Source organism: Bartonella sp. TT67HLJMS (assembly GCF_042193375.1).
GTDB classification, from domain to species: Bacteria; Pseudomonadota; Alphaproteobacteria; order Rhizobiales; family Rhizobiaceae; genus Bartonella; species Bartonella grahamii.
Map to the genome: position 1 here is coordinate 1 of NZ_JBHILP010000003.1, position 23,218 is coordinate 23,218.

A 23,218-nucleotide genomic window follows, 5' to 3' on the forward strand; every position below is an offset into this window, starting at 1 on the left:
TAGAATGTTGTTATGGTCTTCTAAAGACTGAATGGCTGCTTTCTTTTGCTCGTCTGTGATGGCATCTGGCCATAGCAATTCAGAAGCTTTTACAGTGCATAAGCGTTCTGTAATCACAGCGCGTTGATCTGCTTCTGTTGCGTCAATAGTGGCAAAAGAAATCTCTGCCGGTGTTTGACTGCTATCTGATGCTGCTGGATTAAGGGGGAGATGTATTTTTCTGATGCTTGAGGAATGGGGTTTTCGGCGTATCAGATAAGCCAAACATTTTGCGGTTGAAATTAAACTCCAATTGTATTGCACTGAAATACAGTTACAAGAGGAGAGATCATTATGGCTGCTAGTCGTATGGTTCAGGCGCGTGTACCAGAAGAAATTCAAAATATCGCTAATCAAGTTATTCAAGCTTCAGGTTTATCAGTAAGTGATGTTGTGAGAGTGTTGATGATGCGTATTGCACAAGATAAAGCTATTCCGTCCTTCTTGTTTCAACCCAATGCGGAAACCATAGCGGCTTTTACGGAATTAGATGAAGGCAACTTAAAAAAGTTTCATTCCGTAGACGAATTATTTGATGATCTATGTGGACGATTGAACGCACCACTATCTCCAAACGTTATTTCAAGCGTGAAATGAAAGGACGGTATCGGCATCTTTTAGATATTGATTTGCGCTAAATCATTGCAGCATTAGCAAATGACCAGCCTTTAGAATCTCGATATCATGACCATGCATTGACTGGGAATTGGAGCAATTATCGAGATTGCCATATTCGACCTGACTTAGTGTTTATTTATCGCTTGATTGGTCAAGATCGATAGGTTTTAGTATGTCTTGGCTCCCATTCAAAACTTGATCTTTAAACTACCTCCCCATTTTTGAGAATGGAGAGGGGAGTTATGTTTTTGCTAAGCAGCTTTCACAACAGGGCTCTCCAAAGTAGGAGCATAAGCTTGCAATAACGAATTCATGCTATGCGGGAGTTCTGAAGTTCCAAAGCCTTTAAGAACTGCTAGAATCTTTGTAATATTCGGTACCTCATCTTGAGCTTTTAAAATCAAAGCTTTTTCTACCACACCCATAATGTCAACCAGAGTACTACAATTTTTGTTATCTACATATTCACAATTGACAAACTGAAACAAAGCCATTCACACATTACATAAAAAGTTGGTATCTACCTTCATTGCACACCCCCAAAGATTTGTTCTCTCAAACATGCCAATCCTTTTGGTGTAATTTTTGTTGAAGGCAGTATCTTTTCTGTAGCATCAGATTCTTGAATAGTGATAGCAGGATAATCCATAAATCCTTTCTTGATTTTATCCTGATAGGGTAATAATGGACCACTTGGAACACGGCGATACACCCAATCATGTTTATACAAGTAATCTGTTAAGTCCTTTGGTCGTACTTCAAGAGTTTTTCCGCTTCAATAAGACCGAACAAACCATCAGAAGGCTTTAAATCGTCAAGCGCGTCTGCTTTGGCTGCTATTCTGCAATGATGCTATCTTTCTGTTCGATTTGATTTTGTAGGTGATTCAAGACACCAAGTAATGCTTCGGGCTTGGAGTAATCGATTTGCGGTGTCGCTACTTGTTTTGCAAGCTTTTTACATTCGATAAAATACTCTTTTGCTTGATGACCTTTATCATTACGCTCGATCATTGAAAGGTATTTTGCCATGTCTAAGGTGAGGTGATATTCCATGCTTGGACGCCCCCCTTTTTCTAAATTTTTAGAAAAAAACTATAAGTCTATATTTTCTCGAAATTTGCATTCTTTAATACGATTTTTAATCCAGTTTGCAAATTTTGATGTAATTTCCAAAAATGCATGCAAATAACGAGCATTGATGGTTTGAACAGCTTCTCTATCAATAACCCGTTCTTTAATTTCTATAAGAGTGTTCATAGTGAACTCCTATCGATTAGAGGTTTCTTATTGATATTCCAGAAGAATGCTGGGCGCTAAGAAAGACGGTCGATAGTCCGTCGTTACGCTTTCCCCATAAAGAGTATTGTATAGCGTAACTACACCCGACAAATCCATTATATGCATGTAGCATATAATGAGTCAAAGTCTCTAATGTGCGGAGAAGAGATTGTGTCGGTAATCTATCCGCTATCGATTTAAGGTGTTTCTTAGGCACTTGATTCGAAAATATACATTGGCGCAATAATGTCGAGAATAAAAATAATTTCCATCTCAAAATAATTATATACTGTACAGTGTACATATTGAAATCATTATTTATCAATGAGTTAAGTGTACAATGTACAGTTAATTTGAAAATTCTGTCGCTAGCGATAGTTTGCGCAGCCTGCCCCGTAACGAAGCTAACTCGCTGGGAAGTATCTTTTATATTGATTTTATTGACTTTTTTATAAAAAAACAAAGCATAAGTGATAATTTGTTTTTAAAATTGCAATCAAAGTGTGTAATGCATAAACTTATAAGGATATGGGATAGGTAGATAAAGCTTGAGAACATTATTTAGCTTTCTTATTAGCAGCGTATTCTTGACGTTCAAGTTGTCTCTGTATGTTTTTAGTTAATCTTTCACTGGCATATTGTGCGATAGAATTTGTGATTTCTGGCTTGGACATCACTCCAGCAATTGATGATCCTTCTTGTTTTGCAATGAGGAATTTACCTCCGTCTACCCTTTGAAAAACATTATTCTTCATCTTTTTTAAATCAACACGCTTTGGAAAACTCCCACCCTTGATAAAACCATGAGACAAGATTTCTTTTTTCCAAACATTGTGTAAGTTACGCCGCGTTTTGTTTTTTTTTGCTTGAAAAAATTAAGAGGTATCGGTGTTCCAGAGCCAATGATATCTGTCTCGAGAATTTTTGCTTTACAGCGGCTTTAGCCAAGGCGTTTCGCCTTAGCAAGAAAAGCGAACGGAAAAAGCAAACAGAGAATGCTTTAAAGACAGCAACAATACGTCTTGAGGTAGAAAATGAAGTTAATCAAAAAAGTGATGCTGGTGTGCGTTCTGAACTTTCTCGTTTGGTGCGCGGCAAATAGGTCTATTTCTTGTGGTGGCTGCTTGCCCATTTATTTGGATAATCAGTATGTTGCGGTCATCAGTTCAAATCTTGAAAGAGATATTTTGAAGCATAACAAGCAGGGAGCACATTTATGTGGTTGGAAAGATGGTCAAGAAACGAAGCACCAAAGATAAAGGTCTTACAGAAACAGAACAACAGCTCCTTCACGAGATGATAGAGATCTATCAAGGTTTAAAGATGATGTCACGCATCGTGAAATGGATTGCCTTCATTGTCTTTATGTTTGTAATGTATTTTCCCGTTTCGTGGACGCTGTAGAGAATAGCTTCTCACACCTCAAAAAGTGGATAACAAAAAGTTAGATATCAAATTTTTTCTTTAAAAATATGATGAAACAAGAATTTACACAAATATTGTTTGCGCGGATGGGTGGTAAACACTATCTACGTAAGGAAATTATACCGATTTTAAATAATATTGACCATGAAACCTATGTTGAACTATGAACTATTTTTAGGTTCAGGTGTTATTTTTCTAAACAAACAATCAGCGAAATATTCCATTATTAATGATCTGAATGGTGAGATCACGAACCTGTTTCAATGTGTTCAAAATGATTTTGATGATTTAGCCAAACAACTGGAGTGGTTTGTTTGTTCGAGACAGTTGTTTTTTGAACTTGCGGCTATTGAACCATAGAGCCTCTCCGAAGTTGAAAGAGCCGCACGTTTTTTGTTTCTCCAACGTTGTGTGATGTATGGGAAAAAAGATTATGTCTCTTTTAGTTTTGGAAGAAAAAAGCCTACAGTATTTAATCCCGATAAGCTTTTGCAAGGATGCGGCGTTTTAGACAGAAGCTTCTTGATACGACGATCTTAAATTTATCGTGGGAGCGAGTTGTCGAACTTTTTGATGCACCCGACAGTTCATTTTACCTAGACCCGCCTTATCTTGTGAAGAAGAAGTGTTACAGCTCTGGGAATTTTGTTGAAGATGATTTTGTGAGTATGGCAAAAGTTCTCAAAAGCATCCAAGGAAAATTTGTCTTGAGTCTGAATGATAGTGATGAGGTTCGAGAGATCTTTAGGGATTTTGACTTTTTAGAATTAGAGACCCTTTGGACATCTGGTTTTGCTAAAAAAACTCTTCGAAAAGAACTCTTGATTCGTAATAACTGAGGAAATCATAAAAAGATTTGTTAGAATCAGAAGAAATATTTTTTCTCTAACAGGACGTTTTTGATGCTTACATCCTTTGGTAAAATTTTACGGAAACTTTGTCTTGATCACTCAGAACGTCTCTTAGATATGGCTAAGAAATTAGACATATCTGTAGCATTTTTATCTTTTGTATAGATCAGAAAAAAATCTGTTCCTGTAGGACTGGAGGAAAAGATAATTGAACTCTATGCTTTAGATCAAGAGGTAGCAGAAATCTTGAGAAGAGAATCGGATGCTTGTTGCACAAGTTTTACAATCAAGACTTCTGATCCGTTGAGGCGTGAAATTGTTGGCATGTTTTCTAGATTTATAGATATTTTTACACAAGAGGATTTAGAAAAATTCAAACAAATACCAGAAGTAATTCGCGAATCAAAAAGAGAGAAAAATGCTACCTTTGTAGAGAAATGTTAAAAAACCCTATTCCTCTAACTTTATTCAGACATCCCTCACAGTAAAAAAGATGTATAAATAGAGCAAGTTATAGAATAAGAAAAATAATCTGGTGGGCGTGACAGGGATTGAACCTGTGACCCCTACGATGTCAACGTAGTGCTCTCCCGCTGAGCTACACGCCCATTCATTGATGTTGCATACACCATATAGAATGACAAACGTCAATGCCTAATTTCGTTTTCTCTTTCAACAGATGCAAATAACTTAAAAAAATACTTTTTAAGCAGCGATAAGGATCTTTTCAACCTCATTGACGAGTTCACGTAAGTGAAATGGCTTAGAGAGAACCTTTGCATCAGGAGGGGCATCACTATTTGAATTGAGTGCTACCGCTGCAAAACCTGTAATGAACATTACTCGTAAATCGGGGTCAATCTCAGTAGCACGTCGTGCGAGTTCGATTCCATCCATCTCTGGCATCACAATATCAGTCAAGAGAAGGGAAAATGGCTCTTCTTGTAAACGTTCATACGCGCTAATACCATTATCGAAATCGGCGACTTCGTAGCCTGCACGTTCTAAGGCTTTTACGAGAAAGCGACGCATATCGTTATCATCTTCTGCGAGCAGGATTCGTTTCATGATTATGTTCCAATGGCTCCATTTGTCAGAGTTTTGCCGCATCAATTATACAATATAGAGTATTTATAAAAAAGACGGTAAAATGCTCATAATTGAAATGAATGGCAAAATGGTTAATTCTTACATTCTTATTCAGAATACAGCATATTCGTTGTGAGTTGGTTAAATTCAAAATATATGTGATTTGGAAAAAAGAAGGGGGGCTCTAAAACTTTTAAGATGATTCATTGCTATCTTTTCTTTTAAATTCGCTGATTATTATCAGAATTTCATTAAAAAAACTTATGAAAACCGTTACTGTAGGGACTTGCTATATAGAGAAATTAGAAGAATATTATGTTAATTTATTGTTTTTTAAAAGTTCTCTTAAGAAATAGAAATTTCATAGTTATTTATTTTTATAGAGATTTGTAATAAATATTATAAGTGCGCTTTATTTTCAGTTTTTTCCTTAAATAGATGAAAACTATTATTTTTCTAGATATAATATTAAATTAACATTTAATAATAGATCAAAAATAGTATTTTGATGTTTTATTTATAAATATCTATCATGTTATATTAAGGTAGATTTATTATCTTCATTTTATTAATTATACAAAATATTTTTTTATTAAGTTATTTTTTATGATGTAAAATAATTTTGTTTAATGTAACGATATACTTTATATATTAGTTTTTTATTAGAATGCGTGGTGAATATTTAGGTCATGGCTTGCCTGTAGAGGCTAGAAAACGAATCATATGAGTGGTTGGAAAGTAAAATCCATTATATTAAAAAGTGTTTGTAGATCCAACGCTCGTAGAAATTTTCTTTTTTATGGGGCGGAGCGGAAATTAAGATTTAGTGTTATTTTACAAATACATTATCGGGAATAAATGCATCAAATACAGCCCAAAATTGCTTTTTATAACTTTCGTTAACCATAATTGTATCCAGTTCAGCGCCTGTAATAGTAATACTTTCTGTCAGGCGTGTGTGTTGGCATAATTGCCGCACTTCAATGTTGTTTGCAATATTGTTTTGATTGGCTAGAATAAAGAGTGTTGGAATTCGTAAATCTCCGTGGAGTACATTTCTCTTCATAGAATCGATCGCATTAAATACCGATGCCATCCATTGGGATGTTGGGGGCTTAATGGAATGGAACGGCACTTTATGCATGTGTTCCGATTTTATATTGTTTTGTTTTTTTTTGTTTAATTTTTTCCCATCTTTCGCTGGTATAAAGCCAAGACCTATATCAGAAAGAAATTGTGTTAATTTATGTTGAAAACCATTCGTTTTATTACCGAATGGAGCAAAAAGGGGAGAAACACAGAGCAATTTATTAAACTGATAATTAATGAGATCTAATCCGCTAAGTGCTATCAATCCACCTATACCATAGGTGAGCATAGAGTAAGGAGGCGGACAATTAGGATAAACAATATTTTTAAGAAATTCATATAAGTCATTAATATCATTATTTATATCAAAACAATGATGTCGGCTTTGTTTTTTTATCTTGGAGGATTTTTTTTCTTGATCAAACCAGTCAAATATTGCTGTATGAAAACCGCGTTTAGAAATTTCATTTATTAATAAAAAATATTTTTCTAAAGTACTTGCGTAGCTTTTGAGAATAACAATTGTTCCCTTAGATTTTTCCACCTCAGGATATGTTATCGCAAAACGCATTTCGTGATCTATTGCTATTTTAAGAGTACCATGATGGATATTAGGAGGAGTGGAAGCCCAGTCTATGGGATAAATAGGTGTTTCCAATTGAAATCCTTTACAGTGTATTTGCCGCTTAGTGCAACGTGAGATAATGAGAGGACTTTGACATTTATGTAATGAAGAAAAAGGATTTAAAAAGGGGTATATTGCTTTTTAGATAGTTTTTATCAATTTAGATTCCAAAGAGTTGAAATAAAGAAAAACAATTACCAGATAATATAGTGTGGTTGCCATGATGGGGCCGCAGGTTCACAAGTAAGTTTGCCATTTGGGAACTTTGTGAATTAATTATAAATTATAGTCGCTCTAGAGGAGGGCAATATTATGCGTCAAGTAGATTTTTCACCATTTTATCGTTCCACAGTAGGTTTTGATCATCTTTTTAACTGGTTTGATTCTAGAAGACAACCAGATGAAGTTTCTTCTTATCCCCCTTATAATATCGAGCGTTTAACTGAAGATTCTTATAGAATTTCTATGGCTGTTGCTGGTTTTTCTCAAGATGAAATTGATATTGAAACGCATTGTAACCAGCTGATCGTTAAGGGAAACAGAAAGTCTGAAAATGATGATGAAGAGCGAGAATTCCTTTATCGAGGCATTGCTTCGCGTGCTTTTGAACGGCGTTTTCATTTGGCTGATCATGTTAAGGTTATTGGAGCAGAACTTGGAGATGGGCTTCTTCATATTCAGCTTAAAAGGGAAATGCCAGCTGAATTAAAACCCAAAAAGATAACCGTACAGATGTCACCATCCATTACAAAAAATGATAATAGCGACATTGTCGTGTAGGAAAATTTAGAAAATATAAGACCGAATAATTATAAATTTTTCTGAAGAATAAAAAACGCGAGGCAAAAGGTCTCGCGTTTCGTGTGTGTTTTCCTAAGAACGAAGCTTATTTTAATAAAACAGCTTATTTCGAGTTTGTGATAAAATGTTATTGCGCACTATTCTACGTTGAAGAAAAAATTCATGTATGTGCTAATTGAAATGCATAATAATTCACTTTTTAAGTAAGCTTATTTTTTATTTTATAGCATTTTAAAAATGGTCGGAGCGGCGGGATTTGAACCCACGACCCCTTGACCCCCAGTCAAGTGCGCTACCAAGCTGCGCTACGCTCCGAGTTTGTGTAAAACGATTAAATGACTGTTTCTTTAAAGGCAAGAGAAAAAATAAACAGAATAAAATCTAAAATGCTTTTGCACTTAGAGCTTTTGAAAGTAAAAATTTTGGACATCAATATCTTGTTATCAATTCAAGATACGTAACAAATCTGTAAAATTCTTTGTAATCATTTTGTGAAGGGGTAAGATTGGTGGCTTTAGGGGTATGAATTGGAGAAGGAGGGGAGAAAATGAGTACGGGGGGTATATTTTTTCCTTATCTAATCGTTACTTTTCTAAAAAGATAAAGATTTTCAAAAGGAGAGGAGTGAATGTATGGTATTGAAACGTTTTCCTTTGTTTAGAGTTTTTATAGACGAAGTATTTTGTGTTTTATGTGGACAAAAAATTGTAAGTTCTGGATTGTATAATCATAAATCTCATTTTATGGGTACGCGTTTTTATCCAAATAAACAAGGTTAGAATACTTTAATTTAGGTTTTGTTGTTTTTTTTCTAAAATACCAGATACAATATTATAGAGGAAAAACTTTCAAAGTATTTATTGAACTAAGAAAAGAGTAAACCATGAGCCGTTTTTCGGTAATAAATTTGACGGAAGCAGCAGTGGATCGTGTTAAAGCGATTATGGACGCAAAAGATGCACAGGGTATTCTTGTTGGTATCAAAAAAGGTGGTTGTGCAGGGATGGAGTATACAATTACTCTTGTCAAAGAAAAGGGGATAGATGCGGATGTTGTTGAAGTGAATGGTGCCCGTGTTTTCGTAGCACATGATGCGGTATTATTTTTATTAGGGACGCAGATGGATTATGAAGTGACAACGCTTCGTTCTGGTTTTGTCTTTAAAAATCCTAATCAAGTTTCAGCATGTGGGTGTGGCGAATCGGTGGAACTTCGTCCTGCTACGCAGGATCAATATAAAACAAATTGAGTTGAGCTGAATTATAATTCAGTAATTTTAGAGGGACTTGTTCTTTGAGGTAGAAAAAATCTAATATTTTTATTGTTCATTTTTAGCTTGTTTCCAAAGTGCTTCCATTTCATTCAAGGATGCGTCAGTGAGTGTTTTAGATTGAGTGGATAGCTTTTCTTCAATATAGGCAAAACGGTTTCGAAATTTTATATTCGTTTTTTTTAATGCTTTTTGTGAATCAATCGCTAAGTGGCGTGCGAGATTAAGGAGAATAAAGTAGAGATCTCCAAACTCTGCTTCTATCTCTGAATTTTGTTTATTTTTAATGGCTTCTTTGAGCTCTTCGAGTTCTTCTTCTATTTTTTCAAAAACTTTATCACTTTCTTTCCAATCAAAACCTACTTTAGCTGCTGCTTCTTGTAAAGCAAGTGCCTCTTGGTTTGCTGGCTGGATTTGTTTTACTTGTGCGAGTATGCTTGTGGAGGAATTGTTGTTTTTTTCTTCGCGCAATTTTTTTTGTTCAACCTGTTCTCTTTTTTTTATATATTCCCACTCTTCTTTTATAAATCCTCGTTTTTTTTGCTCGGCATTTCCAAAAACGTGAGGATGTCGCCGAATCATTTTTGCCGTGATTGCATAAACAACATCTTCAAAAGTAAAGCTGCCTTCTTCTTGTGCAATGGTAGCATGATAGATAACTTGTAAAAGAAGATCTCCAAGTTCTTCACAGAGATCCTTTCTGTTTTTTCGTTCAATGGCATCGATGACTTCGTAAACTTCTTCGAGCATATAGGGTATGAGGGATTCAAAAGTTTGTTTTTTATGCCAGATACAACCGCTATCAGAATTTCGTAATGCAGTGATAATTGCAATGAGATCTTTGATGTCTTTTGAGGCTAACATTTGCACTTCCTTTGTAAGCAATAGAGCCTTATGTTAGATGTCCCAACGTCTATGTAACCACATCCATTGTCCAGGATATTCACGGACCCAAGATTCAACAATATCATTTAATTTTTGCGTAGAAGCAGCTATATCGATATCATTTTTTTCATCACGTGGAAGTTCTATATGTTCATATAACTCTAAACGATGACGTCCATTAGGCAAACGAATACAACGTGCTGGATAAATATCACAGTTATATTGTCGAGCGAGTTTTATAATTAAGGGATTTGTTTTAAGAGGTCTATTAAAAAATGTTCCCATGATACCGCGGCGAAATTTTTGATCAACGAGCATACCAACATTTTCACCTTTTTCTAATTTGGCTGCTAATGCCCATGCTGCACCGGCCTTGGAGGGAATAAGATGCCCCATAGAAGTTTGTCGTGCTTTAAGGACTCTTTTGGCAACATAGGGATTATTGGGTGGTCTAAATAATACCGTAACATTAAGATCAAAACTTTGTGCACAAATAGGCAGAAGTTCAAAATTTCCAGTATGTGCGGTGAAAAAAATATGTGGTTTTTTTTCATTTTTTAATCGCTCAAATATTTCAACGCCTTTAACCTCAATGAAACCTGGCTCGTCCGCATGAGGATCAAAATCAAAAATTTTATCAAGAAAAATATATTCGGCTAGAAAACTGCCTATATTTTCCCACATTTCTATTGCAATCGCATGGAGTTCTTGCTCTGTTTTTTCTGGATATGCACCTCTAAGATTTGTAAGTGTGATTTGATGACGATGTAAAAGGGGACCAATTTTTTTTACCAACCAAGAAAAAAAAGAGACTCCCATTTTGGCAGGAAAGCATTTTAGAATAAATAAAGAACCAAAGAGCAGATATGCCCATAACAAGTAGGATATCTTTTTAGCTATAATTTTAATAAGATATATGAGATTTTTAAGAGAAAGCTTCATCATGATTTAATCGATTTTAAGGATAATTTTACCAAAAACATCACGGCTCTCCATTCGTTTTAAAGCTGTATCAATTTCATCAAGCCCAACAATCGTATCAATGACAGGGTGTACAGTTTTTTCTGCCATTTTTTGCATGGCATTTTTCATATTTTCCATACGGCAGCCAAATGAACCGAATATCTTAAGTTGTTGTTGGAATAATTGCATGAGATTTATTGGTGCTGAAACACCAGAGGTAGAACCGCAAGTCACTAAGCGTGCTCCTTTTTTCATACATAACAAAGAACCGTTCCATGTATCTACACCAACATGCTCAAAAACAACGTCAACACCTTTTTTTTGGGTTAATTTACGCACCACACCTTCAAAACGATCTTTACGATAATTAATCACATGATCTGCCCCAAGAGAGTGTGCTTTTGCAATTTTTTCATCTGAACCTACCGTTGTGATAACTGTACAGCCCATGTGTTTTGCAAGTTGAATGGCTGCAGAGCCAATACCTGAACCACCAGCCTGTATCAGGATTGTTTCTCCTGCTTGTAGTTTTGCATTATCGAAAAGCATATGTTCTACGGTACCAAAAGTAATTGGAGCAACCGCTGCCTGCAATTCATCACATTGGGGAGGTGATGGAACTAATAAACGTGCTGGCAAATTGACAAGCTCACACGCAAATCCATCAAGGTGAAAACCGTAAACTCCCTTTACATGACTGCAAAGATTATCCCGTCCTTCATGACAAGCTTGGCATACTCCGCAGGTTTGTGCACCATAAATTGAGACAATCTGTCCAAGTTGGAGATGTTCAACGCCATCTCCTATTTGTATAACCTCACCAGAGGCTTCTGCACCAATGATGAGTGGTATTTTTCTTTTCGCAAAAGCCATGCCACGCCATCCCCATACATCAATATGATTAAGAGCAACGGCTTTTATCCGCACAGTTACTTCACCTAGACTAGGTGAAGATGGCGGGGAAATATTAGTGATTTCAAGCCGGCGATCATCGAAGAGTTGCAGTGCACGCATTACCATTCCCCTTAAATATGTTATTAGGTTAGCGTTATAAAATTTTATTATTAAAGGATTATCCTTTATATGCAGTGATGACAAGACTCATATTTTGACCACCAAATCCAAATGAGTTGGACAAAACTGCATTGACACAGGCTTTACGGCTATGATGAGGAACAACATCTAAAGGGATAGCAGGGTCAGGATTATCATAATTTATTGTAGGTGGAAGTATCCCCGATTGAATGGTTAAAAGCGAAAAAACCGCTTCTATTGCACCAGCAGCAGTTAATGTATGCCCAATCATTGATTTATTAGAAGAGACTGGAATATGCTCTAAAAGATCACCGAATACTGTTGATAATGCAAGATACTCCATTTTCTCATTTTCAGGTGTTGAAGTTCCATGTGCATTAATATAATCAATTTCATTGATGGTTATTTTTGCATCGTCTAAAGCTTTGCGAACGGATTCAATTGCTGGTGATGCATCGGGTTTTGAACGTGTACGGTGAAAATCATCGGCCGTTTCTCCACAGCCAGCTAAAATTCCTAAAACTGTAGCATTACGGTTTAATGCGCTTTGAAGAGATTCAAGAACAAGAGCGCCTGAGCCTTCTGCCATAACAAAACCATCTCGATCACGGCTAAAGGGTTTTGCTGCTTTTTCTGGAGGCTCATTCTGAGTTGAAAGAGCAGATAGTAGCGAAAAACGAATAAGAGATTCTGCTGAAACTGATCCATCTGTCGCAATTATGAGAGCTCTATTTGTCTCTTTCCGTCTAATAGACTCAACACCTAATTGAATTGCTGTTGCACCAGATGCACAGGCAGTGGAAAGTGTAACAGGAAGTCCTTTTGTGCCAAATGTTTTTTGAAGTTTTTCTGCAATTGCACCAAATTGTGTGGATTCAAAAAGCGTCTCATGGAGTTTATCTTTACAGACTTTAAGAAGATGTGCATAAGAAGGCTCGTTATTGAATTCTTCCTCTTGATCAAGACTAAAACGTGCTTTCCATTCAAGTTCAACAGGAGGAGCAGCTAGAAAGAGTGGTCCATTAAATTTTTTTTTATCAATAGCAGCTTGTTCTAAAGCTTCTTCAGCAGAAAGATGTGCAAGCTTCTCAGAGAGAGCTGAAGCACCAAGTGTACTTTCTTTAAGAAAATCAATTGTTCCAGCAATATATGTATTTAATCCCTCAACGGGAAAACGTGTTATTTTGTGGATACCGCTTACACCGCTTGTTAATTTTTGCCAATTTTCATGTTTCCCTTGTCCCAGTGATGTGACAATGCCTGCACCAGTTATTGCTACAAGTGGACGCCCGAAATGATCATGATATTTCACTATAGAAATTCCCCTTCAAACAGCAGTAAGACGCACAATACCTTCAGCTCTTTTTATACCAATTGTTGTAACAAATATTTCACGTACTTCTTTAGAAAAAGGTTTTTCATGAGGACTTAACGCTGGAAAACCGCGTTTTTTTTCAATTGAAAGTGCTGCAAGAGCTAGAGCTAGAGGAAATTGTGCTTCCCGCATATAACCAAATAATGTTGTAATGCCACGGTAAGATAGATCAGCATTATCAAGAGCATTTTGTTCTGCTTTTGTTGCTTCGTGAGCTCCTGAGGCTGCTGAAATGGCTAAGGCAGATTTAGCGCCCGCAGTTTTTAACATTGTTGCAATTGATTCTCTAAGTGGAATTTTGGTTCTATCTGTTTGATCTGTAATAATTTGGCTAATTTCAGCATAAGCACGTGCGTTGCGCTTTTTTGCATGTTTTCCACTTTCGAGAACTAGGAAGATACCACCAGAGCCGGCTATGATACCGCCGCCGGGGTGGATTTCACGATCCCACACTGGGCTCCATCCATTATGGGTTAAAAGACCACCAAGTTCATGCGCCAACAACATATCATAACTTTGTGCATTATAGGAACCTCCTACAAGAGCATGGGTACTTTGACCTGATTTAATACGAGCTACAGCAATTTGAAGAGCAGAAAGCCCACTGCCTTCTTCTCCCATAAATGTACGAGATGATCCAGTGACTTTATGAACAATTGAAATGTTTCCTGCCAAAAGGTTTGAAAGTTGTGCCAAAAATAATGTTGGACGAAGTTCGGTTGAAAGAGCAACATTTAACATAGAGGCATGATCGGCAACTGTGCGCGCTTTAGAAAGAATCTGTGTATCAACAGTAATATCACGTTCTCCTCCACTTGCTGCTACAATCATATCCATTGTTGAAGTGAGTTGTTCATTATTTTTCATGCCAGCATCATCAAGAGCAAGACCAGCCGCATAGGTACCAAGACGCTGCCATGTTCCCATTTGCCGTTGATCACTTTTTTTAGGAATTTGTAAACTCCAATCAATTTCGGGCAATTTATGAACAGGGTAGGGTGAAAAAGTTGTACAATCTAGGTTTGGTGTATGGATTGGATCATTTAAGAGATTCCAATGTCGATCAGTTCCTTCCCCCAGAGAGCTTATGAGGCCTATACCAGTGATGAATACAGATTGATCATGCATGGTGAAAAAATTACTCCGCCTGTTTTAAGGCAACGAGATCATCAATTTTTGCACAAAGGTTTTTAAGAACAAAGTATTCTTCTGTTGCAACAGTACCTTCGTTGACTTCTTGTGTCCATTGTTCTAGAGGGATTTTTATTCCGAAAGCTTTATCAATAGCGAAAACAATATCAAGAAAATCAAGACTGTCGATTCCTAGATCGTCAATTGTATGACTTTCTGGTGTAATTGTATCGCGATCAATTTCACTGATTTCTGCAATGATATCAGCAACTTTATCAAACGTGGAAGGCAATGTACGGATTCCTTATTATAGAGTTAGTAAATTCAAAATACATTTAATATTGTTCTTCTAGCCTTTTTTTTCTTTAAAAAAAAGACTTAATCCAGAATATAGCTGTCTTTATCTATAGAGAAAAGAGGTTTACAGGACATGAAATACTATATCTCAATATTTAAAAAACTTTGAAATTTTATTGCGCATTTATTTTACGAGACTATTTTTTCTATTGGCTGCAAGGACAGCAAGGGCTGTTATATTAACAACTCCCCGTGAAGTTACTGAAGGCGTTAATATATGGGCGGGACGTGCTGCCCCGATTAGAATAGGACCAACATGGAGTGCATTTGTGAGGCTTTTAACAGTGTTGAGCGTGATATTGGCTGCATCAAGTGTTGGAAAGACAAGCAAATTAGCTTCACTTTTAAGACGAGAATCAGGAAAAACACGATCACGAAAAACTTTGGAAAGGGCAGCATCAGCATGCATTTCACCATCTGCTTCTAAATCAGGGTGTAATTTGGCAAGAATTTCTGTTGCACGTCGCATTTTACGCGCACTTTCTGTGTTTTTAGAGCCAAAGTTTGAGTGTGATAATAAGGCTGCTTTTGGTGTTATTCCAAATGCTTCAACTTCTTGAGCTGCCAATACAGTCATTTCAGCGATTTCTTCTGCAGAAGGATTTTCATTGACGTAAGTATCTGTGAGGAAAAGAGTACGTTGTTGAGAGATAAGCAAACTCATAGCAGAAAAACGGTGAACATTAGGATCAAGACCGATAATTTGTTCAATCAATTCAAGTTGACGTTCAAAACGTCCTTCTAAGCCGCAAATCATTGCATCTGCTTCTTCACGCATGACGGCAAGGGCAGCAATAGCCGTTGTTGATGTTCTCACTACTGTTTTCGCCATTTCAGGCGTAACACCACGCCTTCCTGTATAATGAAAAAATAAATTAACATAATCACGAAAACGTGGATCATCTTCAGGGTTTGTTAATTCAAAATCTATACCAGGACGAATTCTTAAACCAAAGCGTTTTAATCTTGCTTCTACGACATGTGGACGGCCGATAAGGAGAGGCGTTGCTGTTTGTTCTTCAATGACAACTTGTGCTGCACGAAGGACGCGTTCATCTTCACCATTGGCATAGATAACGCGTTTACGTTTTGCTGTTTTTGCTGCAGCAAAAACAGGTTTCATTGTTAAACCAGAAAGAAAGACAAATCGATTGAGGATATCATAGTAGGCTTCCATATCTTCAATGGGACGAATGGCGACACCAGTTGCCATTGCTGCTTTAGCAACAGCGGGAGCAATACGCAGTATTAAACGCGGATCAAAAGGAGAGGGGATCAGATAGTCTGGTCCAAAATTGGGTGGTTCTTTTGAGTATGCACGTGCTACAACATCTGAAGTTTCTTCACGTGCAAGGGCAGCAATCGCATGAACAGCGGCCATTTTCATTTCTTCATTAATTGCACTAGCACCTACGTCTAATGCACCACGGAAGATATAGGGAAAACAAAGGACATTATTAACTTGATTGGGATAATCAGAGCGTCCTGTACAGATCATTGCATCTGGTCGTATAGAGCGTGCTTCTTCAGGCATAATTTCTGGTACTGGATTAGCCAGTGCTAAAATAAGTGGATTTTGAGCCATTCTTTTAAGATATTCAGGCTTTAAAACACCACCCGCAGATAGGCCTAGAAAAATATCCGCATCATCAATAATATCAGATAAAGTTCGTGCGTCCGTTTTTTGTGCGTAATTGATTTTCCAACGATCCATAAGGGTCTTGCGACCTTCATAAACAACTCCCTCTAAGTCACTAAGCCAAATATTCTCAACTTTCGCCCCAAGACGAACTAAAAGATTAAGACAAGCTAGGGCAGCAGCACCTGCACCTGAGGTAACTATTTTTGCATTTTCAATTTTTTTTCCTGAAAGATTTAAGGCATTTAATACAGCTGCAGAAACAATAATGGCAGTTCCATGTTGGTCATCATGAAAAACTGGAATATTCATTTTAGCACGAAGCTTTTCTTCGATATCAAAACATTCAGGAGCCTTAATGTCTTCAAGATTAATACCACCGAATGTAGGTTCTAAGGTTGATATCGTTTGTACCATTTGTTCTATATCGGATGCATCAATTTCAATATCAAAAACATCAATATTCGCAAATTTTTTAAATAAAACGGCTTTGCCTTCCATAACTGGCTTTGAAGCGAGTGGACCAATGTTTCCTAAACCAAGAACAGCAGTTCCATTGGATATAACAGCGACTAAATTAGCACGGGAGGTATATTGAGCAGCAAGATTGGGATCTTCATGAATCGCAAGACATGGTGCTGCAACGCCTGGAGAATAAGCAAGAGCTAAATCACGTTGATTATCAAGAGGTTTTGTTGCTTGTATTTCCAATTTTCCAGGTTTTGGGTGTTGGTGATAAAAAAGTGCGGCACTGTCAAGTTCAGCTTTTGGTGAACTGAAATCACTATTTCGTTCTCTAGACATTTTTATGATATCCAAGTTAGCGTATGTGTATATGAGATGTTCCATCTACGATAAGGTTTTGTCCACTAATAGATCCTCATTTCTCTGAATATCAAAATGCATGAGCATGAGCAAATTCCTCTGGATCGTAAAACCAGTTTGATGATTCTTTTTGTTTGTGTGCATGAATAATTTCATTGATAGCAGCACATTTGTTTTTCTTTCCTTAATAAAACTCGTAAAAGTTGATTATTTTACAAAAAAATAAAATATTTTCTAACGATTACATTATCAAGCCATTATTTTTTTGCAATGTTTACAAAATAAGGAAAGAACAGAAGAACGGTTCCTATCAATTTCATCCATTTTTTATAAAATATATATTTTATTTAAAGTTTTATACGGAGGTAGAAGAAATTTTAAATAACAATTTGTAATTTATAAATTGTTTGTTCTGCTATTTTAAAGGAAAGTGGAAAGTTATGTTGTTCATTGTTCAATTGGATTCTTAATAGTGAAAGCTGTATCTTTTATATACTGACAATTATGTGTTTTAATAAACAAAGATGTGGCTGAAACGGCTGGAATTGCGGATTTTATACATGAAAATCATATAGTTAGCATAACGCTTTTCTTTATAATTTATAATGCATCATTTCGTATGTTGAATGAGAAATTTGAATACAATAAGATTCTTTTATTTAAAATTCACCTAATATAATAAAAAATATTCAATTACATAATTCAAACGAGAGTAATGTGTGGATAAAAAACGTTTGAAAAATAAATAGAAATGTTTCTATGAGCTATTTTAATATAAAAGCATGGGATTTTTTCACAATTAGCAAAAATAATTATTACCTATTTTGTACCTTTATGAAACTATGAAAAATAAAGGAGTTAAAAAAGATAAGGAAATAGAAAACATGCTTATCATTCTTAAGGTGATATGTTGTTTGATAAGTCATTACGCTTCTTTAGGGTTATTGCTTAGGGTATCAAAGAAAACCGCATGCCAATTATTTCAGCCTTTGAAGTAGAAAGCTGTAGTTGAAAGCAAAGTACTCTACGATGAGCCATTAAAACAACTGGAGAGGAAAAAAGTGGAAAAAATATCTTTTTCCACTTTTTTTATTTTTTTATTGAATTCGACCACTTGCATGAGCAAGCATAGTATAAACTTTTCCGGTATCTGATATCAGGTATTTGCGAACTGAGCTGGAAGAACCAGAACTGCGCGATATATCACGTAAGAGCTTTTCGAAATCTGTAACATATTGATTCACTGAACGTTTAAACTCAAAATCGCTCATATATTTTCTCTTAATCATTTCAAATATTTTTTGTCCATTTAAGGTATAAAGGCGTTCTGTTACGATATTTTTTTGTCCACGTTGATAATGATCCCATAGCTCAACAATGGCATTGTGATTGATAGCTTGCACTATACCAGAAGCTAATGAATTAAGAGAGCTGTTTGCAGGAGATGGTTTTGTTTGCACTGATGTTAAAACATTATCACTAGGGGGAGCATCATAAAACGTTTCTTCACGTGAAGCTCTTTCTAAGAGATTTGACACCCATTTATTTGGTCTTTTTTTGCTTTGATCTTGTTGCAAAATAGGCTTGGGTGGTACGATCTTTTTAACGGACTCAGTGGAATTGTCACTTCTTTGATTAAACATTGATGATGCAGGAAATTCTGATATCAGCTGTTTTTTTGCGCTCTTTTGATCATTTTGTATAACACTGACTAGATCTTGTAACGCTGTAATCTGTTCATTCAAAGCTGTGCGAATTGTTTGCGTTGTTTCTTTTGTCTTTTCTGGAAGTTTTTTAACATTTTCATTGATATCATTATTAATCTTTGAAAGCTCTAAACGAACTTCATCAGCGGAGCGACGTATGTCTTCTGCTGCTTCTGAAAAACGCGCCGATGCTTCACTAACAAGCCTATTAAGTGATTGTTGGAATGAATTTGTGGAGTTACGTGCATTCTTATCAGAGCGTTCAAGTGCTGAGTTGAAGATTTTTTCATAATGCCCAATCAATTGATTAATTTCATGAGACTTTGAAACAAGAGCATCGCTTAATACAGAAAGCGTATTATGTTTTTCTTCAAGTGTTGTACTAAGTGAATTTTCAGATTGTTCAAGAACATGAATAGTTTGGGAAAGTGTCTTTGCATGTTCACCAAAACTGCTCGTTATATGACTAATTTGTTCAAAGGTATTCTTTGAAAGTCCTTGCAGAATTTCAACATTATTATTGAGCGCTTGATTTGAGGCTGACAAACGCTCTGCTACTTGGTCCGTGTTGCGGAAAAAATTATTCGCACTCTCATTAAACTGACCATCAATATTTTGAACAGCTGATAATAAAACATTACTATTTTCGTTAAAATTGTAAATTGATTGATTCAACTGTGTTAAGACGGATGAGACATTATTAACAAGTTCTTCCTTCATAACCGTTATTGTTTGAAGTGTTTCAGAGTTAGCTTTGGTTAAGCTATTCACTAAAAATTCATTATGTGCATAAATTCTTTGTTCAGCTTCTTGTGTGGAGAGAGAGAGTTGTTCACCGATATGCTGTGTTAAAGAATCAATTGATTCTGTCGTATTTTGCGCTGCTTGATTTAAGTGATTTGTCAGCTCTGTTATTTTTCCAACATGTTTTGAAATTTGTGTTGCTGTTTGATTTTCTGCATCTTCCAGACGGCTCGTTACATCAGAGAGCTGATACCCTAAATTATTTTTTAAATTTTGCATAGAGTGATGAAGAACATCACAGCGTTCATTAAGAACTTGCTCTATTGCTGTTGTTGATGTGTGAATGGTTTCATTCAATAATGCTTGTGCGTTATGACTGGCTGTTGCGAAAGCTTCGACAGTATGCGCTGTTTGTTCAGACAGAACGGACAGAACTTTTTCACTGGTATCATAAACAGTTTTTTTGACATTTGATACAATGCGATTGCCTGATTCTGAGAGAATATTTTCTGCTTGTGTAGTAACATTTGTAACAGATGAAAGAATTTGTTCACTCGTAGAAGAAAGAATATCAGAAGCTTTTATAATCTTATTATGCAGGTTATCTGTAACTATATTAACAGAGTCTTCTAAGGTTACACGCATATTGTCAACACTGCTTTCCAGCGCTTGTTGAATTATCTGACTTTGCTCATTATTAAGCATGAGAGACGTTTTTAACGTGTCAGAACGTTCCTCAATAACAGATGTTTGCATATCAATGGCTTCACAGATTTGGCTAAACTTTTCAGATAATGTTTCCTCTAGCGTTGTTGTTCGTTCAAAAATTTTGTGTGCACGATCTTCTAGATCTGTATCGAATGATTCCATACGTGTTTCAAGGGTTTCAAAGAAAACACCACTCGATTGAGAGAGAGTATTCTTTAAAATTTCGGCATGGCTTTCAAGATTTTTGATATGATCTTGAACCGTTTCAGTAATGTTCTTATTATTGGCGGCAATTGCACTCTCAACCAAATCTATTTGTTGTTTCAATGCAACATCGACACGTATATCACTTTTTGCAATGAGGTTGTGGATTGTTTCCATGCGTTGCTCAAGTGTGCGTGCTTGATCGGCAAGAACTTCATTGAGAGAAAAACTATTAATCGCTAAAGAATCACGCAGAGCATCGGCTCGGATATCAATATTTCTCGCTTGTGCTTCTAAAGCATCTTGGGTTGTATTGCAGCTTTTTACAATGACATCTTGTAGTTTTTCAGTGCATTGAATGATGTTTGTGATATGATTTTCAGCTTGTTTATCAACGACTTGAATATTGTCAGCCAAAACTTTTTCAATATGAGAAGTATTTTGGGACAAGACATCAATTTGATTTCTTAATGTATCCGCAATTTTATTCTTCTCGTTATCGAGCATGTCTGCCATAAGAGCTCGTTGATCAGAAAGTTGTACTTTAAAATCTTGTGAACGTTCTTGTATGATATCAACAATGGCATTGTCGACATACTGAATTTCTTCTCTCAGACTTTCTTTACTTTTATCAATTGCAGAAAGAATAGCTTCACGTCCATTTGTAAAGGCATGGGTAATGTCTGCTGTTTTTTCTTGGAGGTTTTCATTTATTTTCAAGACATGAGATTCCAAGAAGTTACCAAGTTTTTCAGCATTATCCTCTAAAGCCTGACTGCGTTCTATAAAGGAATCAATGATGGAATCACTATGTTCTTTAAGAGAAAGATCAACAGTTGCTAAACGTTGTTCAAAGGCTCCAATTGCTTGCGAGGTTACGTTATCAAATTTAGAAGAGAGTTTATGTGCTTGGTCGTCGAGCTTTAAGATCTTCTCATCAAAATTCTGTAGAGATTGATTATTACGATCAATAAGAGCTTTATCCAAGGCTTTAAACTTTTCATCGACAGCGTGCAAAGTTTGATCTGTTACTGCTTGTATATGTGTGGCAATTTTAGCAACATGTACTTCCGCTTTTTCAGCTGTTTCATTAAAGGTTTTTTCTATTTGCTTTTCATTATGATCAAATCGTTTTGCAAAACCATCGAAGTTTTTTCCTAATTCATGAAAAAATTCTGTGTTTTTCTGCTGAATTTGTGTTGTTGTTTCGTTAAATTTTTCAACAAGCTGATTTGTTACGCCATCACCGGCATAGGAAAGTTTTTCAACAAGGTCTTCACCTTGTTTTTGTAAAGTTTGAGAGAGAGTTTGTGCAAGCTTTTCAACATTGGTTACAATTTTAGAGGTAACTAAACCAAATTCATCACTCAGTTGTTCTTGGGTTCCTTTAATTGTTGATTGTACGCGATCTGCGTGATTCAAAATGGCGATGCGTTCATTGCTCAATTCTTTGATTAATGTGTGAATACGTGATTCATTCTCAGCATAGGCTTGCTCTAGGTTGTGAACTTCACCTTGTATGATTGCTTCAAGTTCAACAGCACGTCCGAGGGTACGTTCAATACCTTCGTTCATTGCCGCTACTTCTTCACGAATGGTTTGCCCTATAGCAATAGCTTGTTTTTCAGATAAATGTTGTGGTTCACTAAGGCGTTGTGCAGCATTTGTCATAAGAAGAGCAATGTTATGCAAGTCGTTTGAACGTTTTGTTAATTGAGCAACGCCCCAAGATATAAGGATAGGAATTGCTGTTCCGGCTGCTACAGCGAGTCCTGTTGGGGATGTAACAAAAGTGCTGATATTGGATAAGGAGCTGAGTCCGGTAGGTGCGAGCTTATGCGCAATAAAAGCTCCTCCCGTTGCCCATAAAGCACTAAGCGCTGTTGTATACCAGTAGACTCGAGAGGAAGAACGCTGCTTTAATAGTCCAAAATTTACAGGGGTTGTTATATCATCATTTGCAGGAAGAAGTTTTGTAGACAACAATGTATTATGAACAGTTCCACCTGAAATATCAGGTGAAGGTTTTGGAGCAAAAAGCTGTTCAACAACGGATTTATCAACAACAGCTTCATCATGAATATTAGAAACAAAAGTTGACGTACCGTTTTCAGCAAAGAATTCTTCTTCTGCCATTGCAATTTTTTGAATCAGATCATCGACATTAACAATATTTTCAGAATTATTGGATGATATTGTTTCAAATTCTGCGTCATTGAAATCAAAGTTCATAGCTTTTGTGAGGGCTTCTTCAACTTCAACTTCAAATGTTTGCAATTTGGTTCTGCGTGCCATACTCGCCTCGTACTCTTACAGACGGAAAAGGGATACGTCCTCTTCCACATAATTTCTACATACTAGCTGTTAATTATTTAGAAAGGAATATGCTTGGGAAAAAATTTTAAAAACTTATCAAGATAAAGTTAACGCGGTTTCTTATACCCTGTTTAAAAATGTTATAAAATATAGTAAAAACAATTTATTATTTGAATCTAACAAAAACAAAAATACTGTTTACAACTTGTGTTTATAAAAAACTTTATAAGCCGCTAGTCTTTG

16 protein-coding genes, 2 tRNA genes and 6 pseudogenes are annotated in these 23,218 nt (G+C 36.1%); 8 read left to right on the forward strand and 16 right to left on the reverse strand.

The window, feature by feature from the left end; genetic code table 11:
- A pseudogene (locus ACFIJQ_RS02205) lies at window positions 1-213 on the reverse strand (head decoration protein); the annotation flags it as partial.
- A 120-nt stretch (window positions 214-333) separates the two neighbouring features.
- Here ACFIJQ_RS02205 and ACFIJQ_RS02210 point away from each other — a divergent pair.
- Window positions 334-636: a type II toxin-antitoxin system RelB/DinJ family antitoxin gene (locus ACFIJQ_RS02210; RefSeq protein ID WP_375628334.1), complete on the forward strand. Its 303-nt coding sequence runs from the start codon at window positions 334-336 to the stop codon at window positions 634-636.
- Window positions 582-821: pseudogene (locus tag ACFIJQ_RS02215) on the forward strand (type II toxin-antitoxin system YafQ family toxin). Before ACFIJQ_RS02210 ends, ACFIJQ_RS02215 begins: the two are co-directional and overlap by 55 nt.
- A gap of 87 nt (window positions 822-908) precedes the next feature.
- Here the strand turns inward: ACFIJQ_RS02215 and ACFIJQ_RS02220 are convergent.
- From ACFIJQ_RS02220 to ACFIJQ_RS02230, 3 genes and pseudogenes are all read right to left on the reverse strand, one after another.
- On the reverse strand, window positions 909-1,151 hold the full coding sequence (locus ACFIJQ_RS02220) for a hypothetical protein (protein ID WP_375628336.1): 243 nt from the start codon (window positions 1,149-1,151) through the stop codon (window positions 909-911).
- Between the two features lie 32 nt (window positions 1,152-1,183).
- Window positions 1,184-1,916, reverse strand: a pseudogene (locus ACFIJQ_RS02225) (antA/AntB antirepressor family protein).
- Between the two features lie 578 nt (window positions 1,917-2,494).
- Window positions 2,495-2,874: pseudogene (locus ACFIJQ_RS02230) on the reverse strand (hypothetical protein); the annotation flags it as partial.
- On the opposite strand from ACFIJQ_RS02230, the gene ACFIJQ_RS02235 reads away from it, so the two are divergent.
- The 4 genes and pseudogenes from ACFIJQ_RS02235 (at window position 2,812) to ACFIJQ_RS02250 (ending at window position 4,657) form a co-directional block, all read left to right on the forward strand.
- Window positions 2,812-3,039: a hypothetical protein gene (locus ACFIJQ_RS02235; RefSeq protein WP_375628497.1), complete on the forward strand. Its 228-nt coding sequence runs from the start codon at window positions 2,812-2,814 to the stop codon at window positions 3,037-3,039. The pseudogene ACFIJQ_RS02230 and the gene ACFIJQ_RS02235 sit on opposite strands and share 63 nt — an antisense overlap.
- Window positions 3,040-3,155: 116 nt before the next feature.
- Window positions 3,156-3,385, forward strand: a pseudogene (locus ACFIJQ_RS02240) (hypothetical protein).
- A gap of 24 nt (window positions 3,386-3,409) precedes the next feature.
- A pseudogene (locus tag ACFIJQ_RS02245) lies at window positions 3,410-4,201 on the forward strand (DNA adenine methylase).
- A 177-nt stretch (window positions 4,202-4,378) separates the two neighbouring features.
- Entirely contained in the window at window positions 4,379-4,657 is a 279-nt protein-coding gene (locus ACFIJQ_RS02250) for an XRE family transcriptional regulator (protein WP_375628499.1), read from the forward strand.
- An 89-nt stretch (window positions 4,658-4,746) separates the two neighbouring features.
- On the opposite strand, the gene ACFIJQ_RS02255 is transcribed toward ACFIJQ_RS02250, so the two are convergent.
- From ACFIJQ_RS02255 to ACFIJQ_RS02265, 3 genes are all read right to left on the reverse strand, one after another.
- Window positions 4,747-4,821, reverse strand: a tRNA-Val gene (locus ACFIJQ_RS02255).
- Between the two features lie 97 nt (window positions 4,822-4,918).
- Window positions 4,919-5,281, reverse strand: a complete 363-nt coding sequence (gene cpdR / locus ACFIJQ_RS02260) for a cell cycle two-component system response regulator CpdR (RefSeq protein WP_005773448.1) — start codon at window positions 5,279-5,281, stop codon at window positions 4,919-4,921.
- A gap of 850 nt (window positions 5,282-6,131) precedes the next feature.
- The gene (locus ACFIJQ_RS02265; protein ID WP_375628338.1) at window positions 6,132-7,049 is read right to left on the reverse strand and encodes a serine aminopeptidase domain-containing protein; all 918 of its coding nucleotides are present in this window, start codon (window positions 7,047-7,049) and stop codon (window positions 6,132-6,134) included.
- A gap of 279 nt (window positions 7,050-7,328) precedes the next feature.
- Between ACFIJQ_RS02265 and ACFIJQ_RS02270 the strand changes: the two genes are divergently transcribed.
- Window positions 7,329-7,796 (forward strand): Hsp20 family protein, encoded by a 468-nt coding sequence (locus ACFIJQ_RS02270; protein ID WP_273788169.1) that lies wholly within the window; start codon window positions 7,329-7,331, stop codon window positions 7,794-7,796.
- Window positions 7,797-8,055: 259 nt separating this feature from the next.
- Here ACFIJQ_RS02270 and ACFIJQ_RS02275 read toward each other — a convergent pair.
- Window positions 8,056-8,132, reverse strand: a tRNA-Pro gene (locus ACFIJQ_RS02275).
- Between the two features lie 568 nt (window positions 8,133-8,700).
- Between ACFIJQ_RS02275 and ACFIJQ_RS02280 the strand changes: the two genes are divergently transcribed.
- Window positions 8,701-9,066 carry an iron-sulfur cluster assembly accessory protein gene (locus ACFIJQ_RS02280; protein WP_015856470.1) on the forward strand — a complete coding sequence of 122 codons (366 nt, stop codon included), beginning with the start codon at window positions 8,701-8,703 and terminating at the stop codon, window positions 9,064-9,066.
- 69 nt (window positions 9,067-9,135) lie between these two features.
- On the opposite strand, the gene mazG is transcribed toward ACFIJQ_RS02280, so the two are convergent.
- From mazG to ACFIJQ_RS02320, 8 genes are all read right to left on the reverse strand, one after another.
- Window positions 9,136-9,951, reverse strand: coding sequence for a nucleoside triphosphate pyrophosphohydrolase (gene mazG, locus ACFIJQ_RS02285; RefSeq protein WP_375628340.1), 816 nt, complete (start codon window positions 9,949-9,951; stop codon window positions 9,136-9,138).
- Between the two features lie 33 nt (window positions 9,952-9,984).
- Window positions 9,985-10,914, reverse strand: a complete 930-nt coding sequence (locus ACFIJQ_RS02290) for a lipid A biosynthesis lauroyl acyltransferase (protein WP_273788214.1) — start codon at window positions 10,912-10,914, stop codon at window positions 9,985-9,987.
- Window positions 10,915-10,920: 6 nt separating this feature from the next.
- A complete protein-coding gene (locus ACFIJQ_RS02295) occupies window positions 10,921-11,949 on the reverse strand; it encodes a zinc-binding dehydrogenase (protein ID WP_015856467.1) in 1,029 nt (342 codons plus the stop codon).
- A gap of 58 nt (window positions 11,950-12,007) precedes the next feature.
- Window positions 12,008-13,282 (reverse strand): beta-ketoacyl-ACP synthase, encoded by a 1,275-nt coding sequence (locus tag ACFIJQ_RS02300; RefSeq protein WP_273788167.1) that lies wholly within the window; start codon window positions 13,280-13,282, stop codon window positions 12,008-12,010.
- 15 nt (window positions 13,283-13,297) lie between these two features.
- Window positions 13,298-14,473 (reverse strand): beta-ketoacyl-ACP synthase, encoded by a 1,176-nt coding sequence (locus ACFIJQ_RS02305; RefSeq protein WP_375628343.1) that lies wholly within the window; start codon window positions 14,471-14,473, stop codon window positions 13,298-13,300.
- Between the two features lie 10 nt (window positions 14,474-14,483).
- Window positions 14,484-14,768, reverse strand: coding sequence for an acyl carrier protein (locus ACFIJQ_RS02310; protein WP_273788165.1), 285 nt, complete (start codon window positions 14,766-14,768; stop codon window positions 14,484-14,486).
- A 189-nt stretch (window positions 14,769-14,957) separates the two neighbouring features.
- Window positions 14,958-17,276 carry an NADP-dependent malic enzyme gene (locus tag ACFIJQ_RS02315; protein ID WP_273788164.1) on the reverse strand — a complete coding sequence of 773 codons (2,319 nt, stop codon included), beginning with the start codon at window positions 17,274-17,276 and terminating at the stop codon, window positions 14,958-14,960.
- 1,118 nt (window positions 17,277-18,394) lie between these two features.
- Window positions 18,395-22,954 carry a hypothetical protein gene (locus ACFIJQ_RS02320; protein WP_375628346.1) on the reverse strand — a complete coding sequence of 1,520 codons (4,560 nt, stop codon included), beginning with the start codon at window positions 22,952-22,954 and terminating at the stop codon, window positions 18,395-18,397.
- Between the last annotated feature and the right edge of the window lie 264 nt (window positions 22,955-23,218).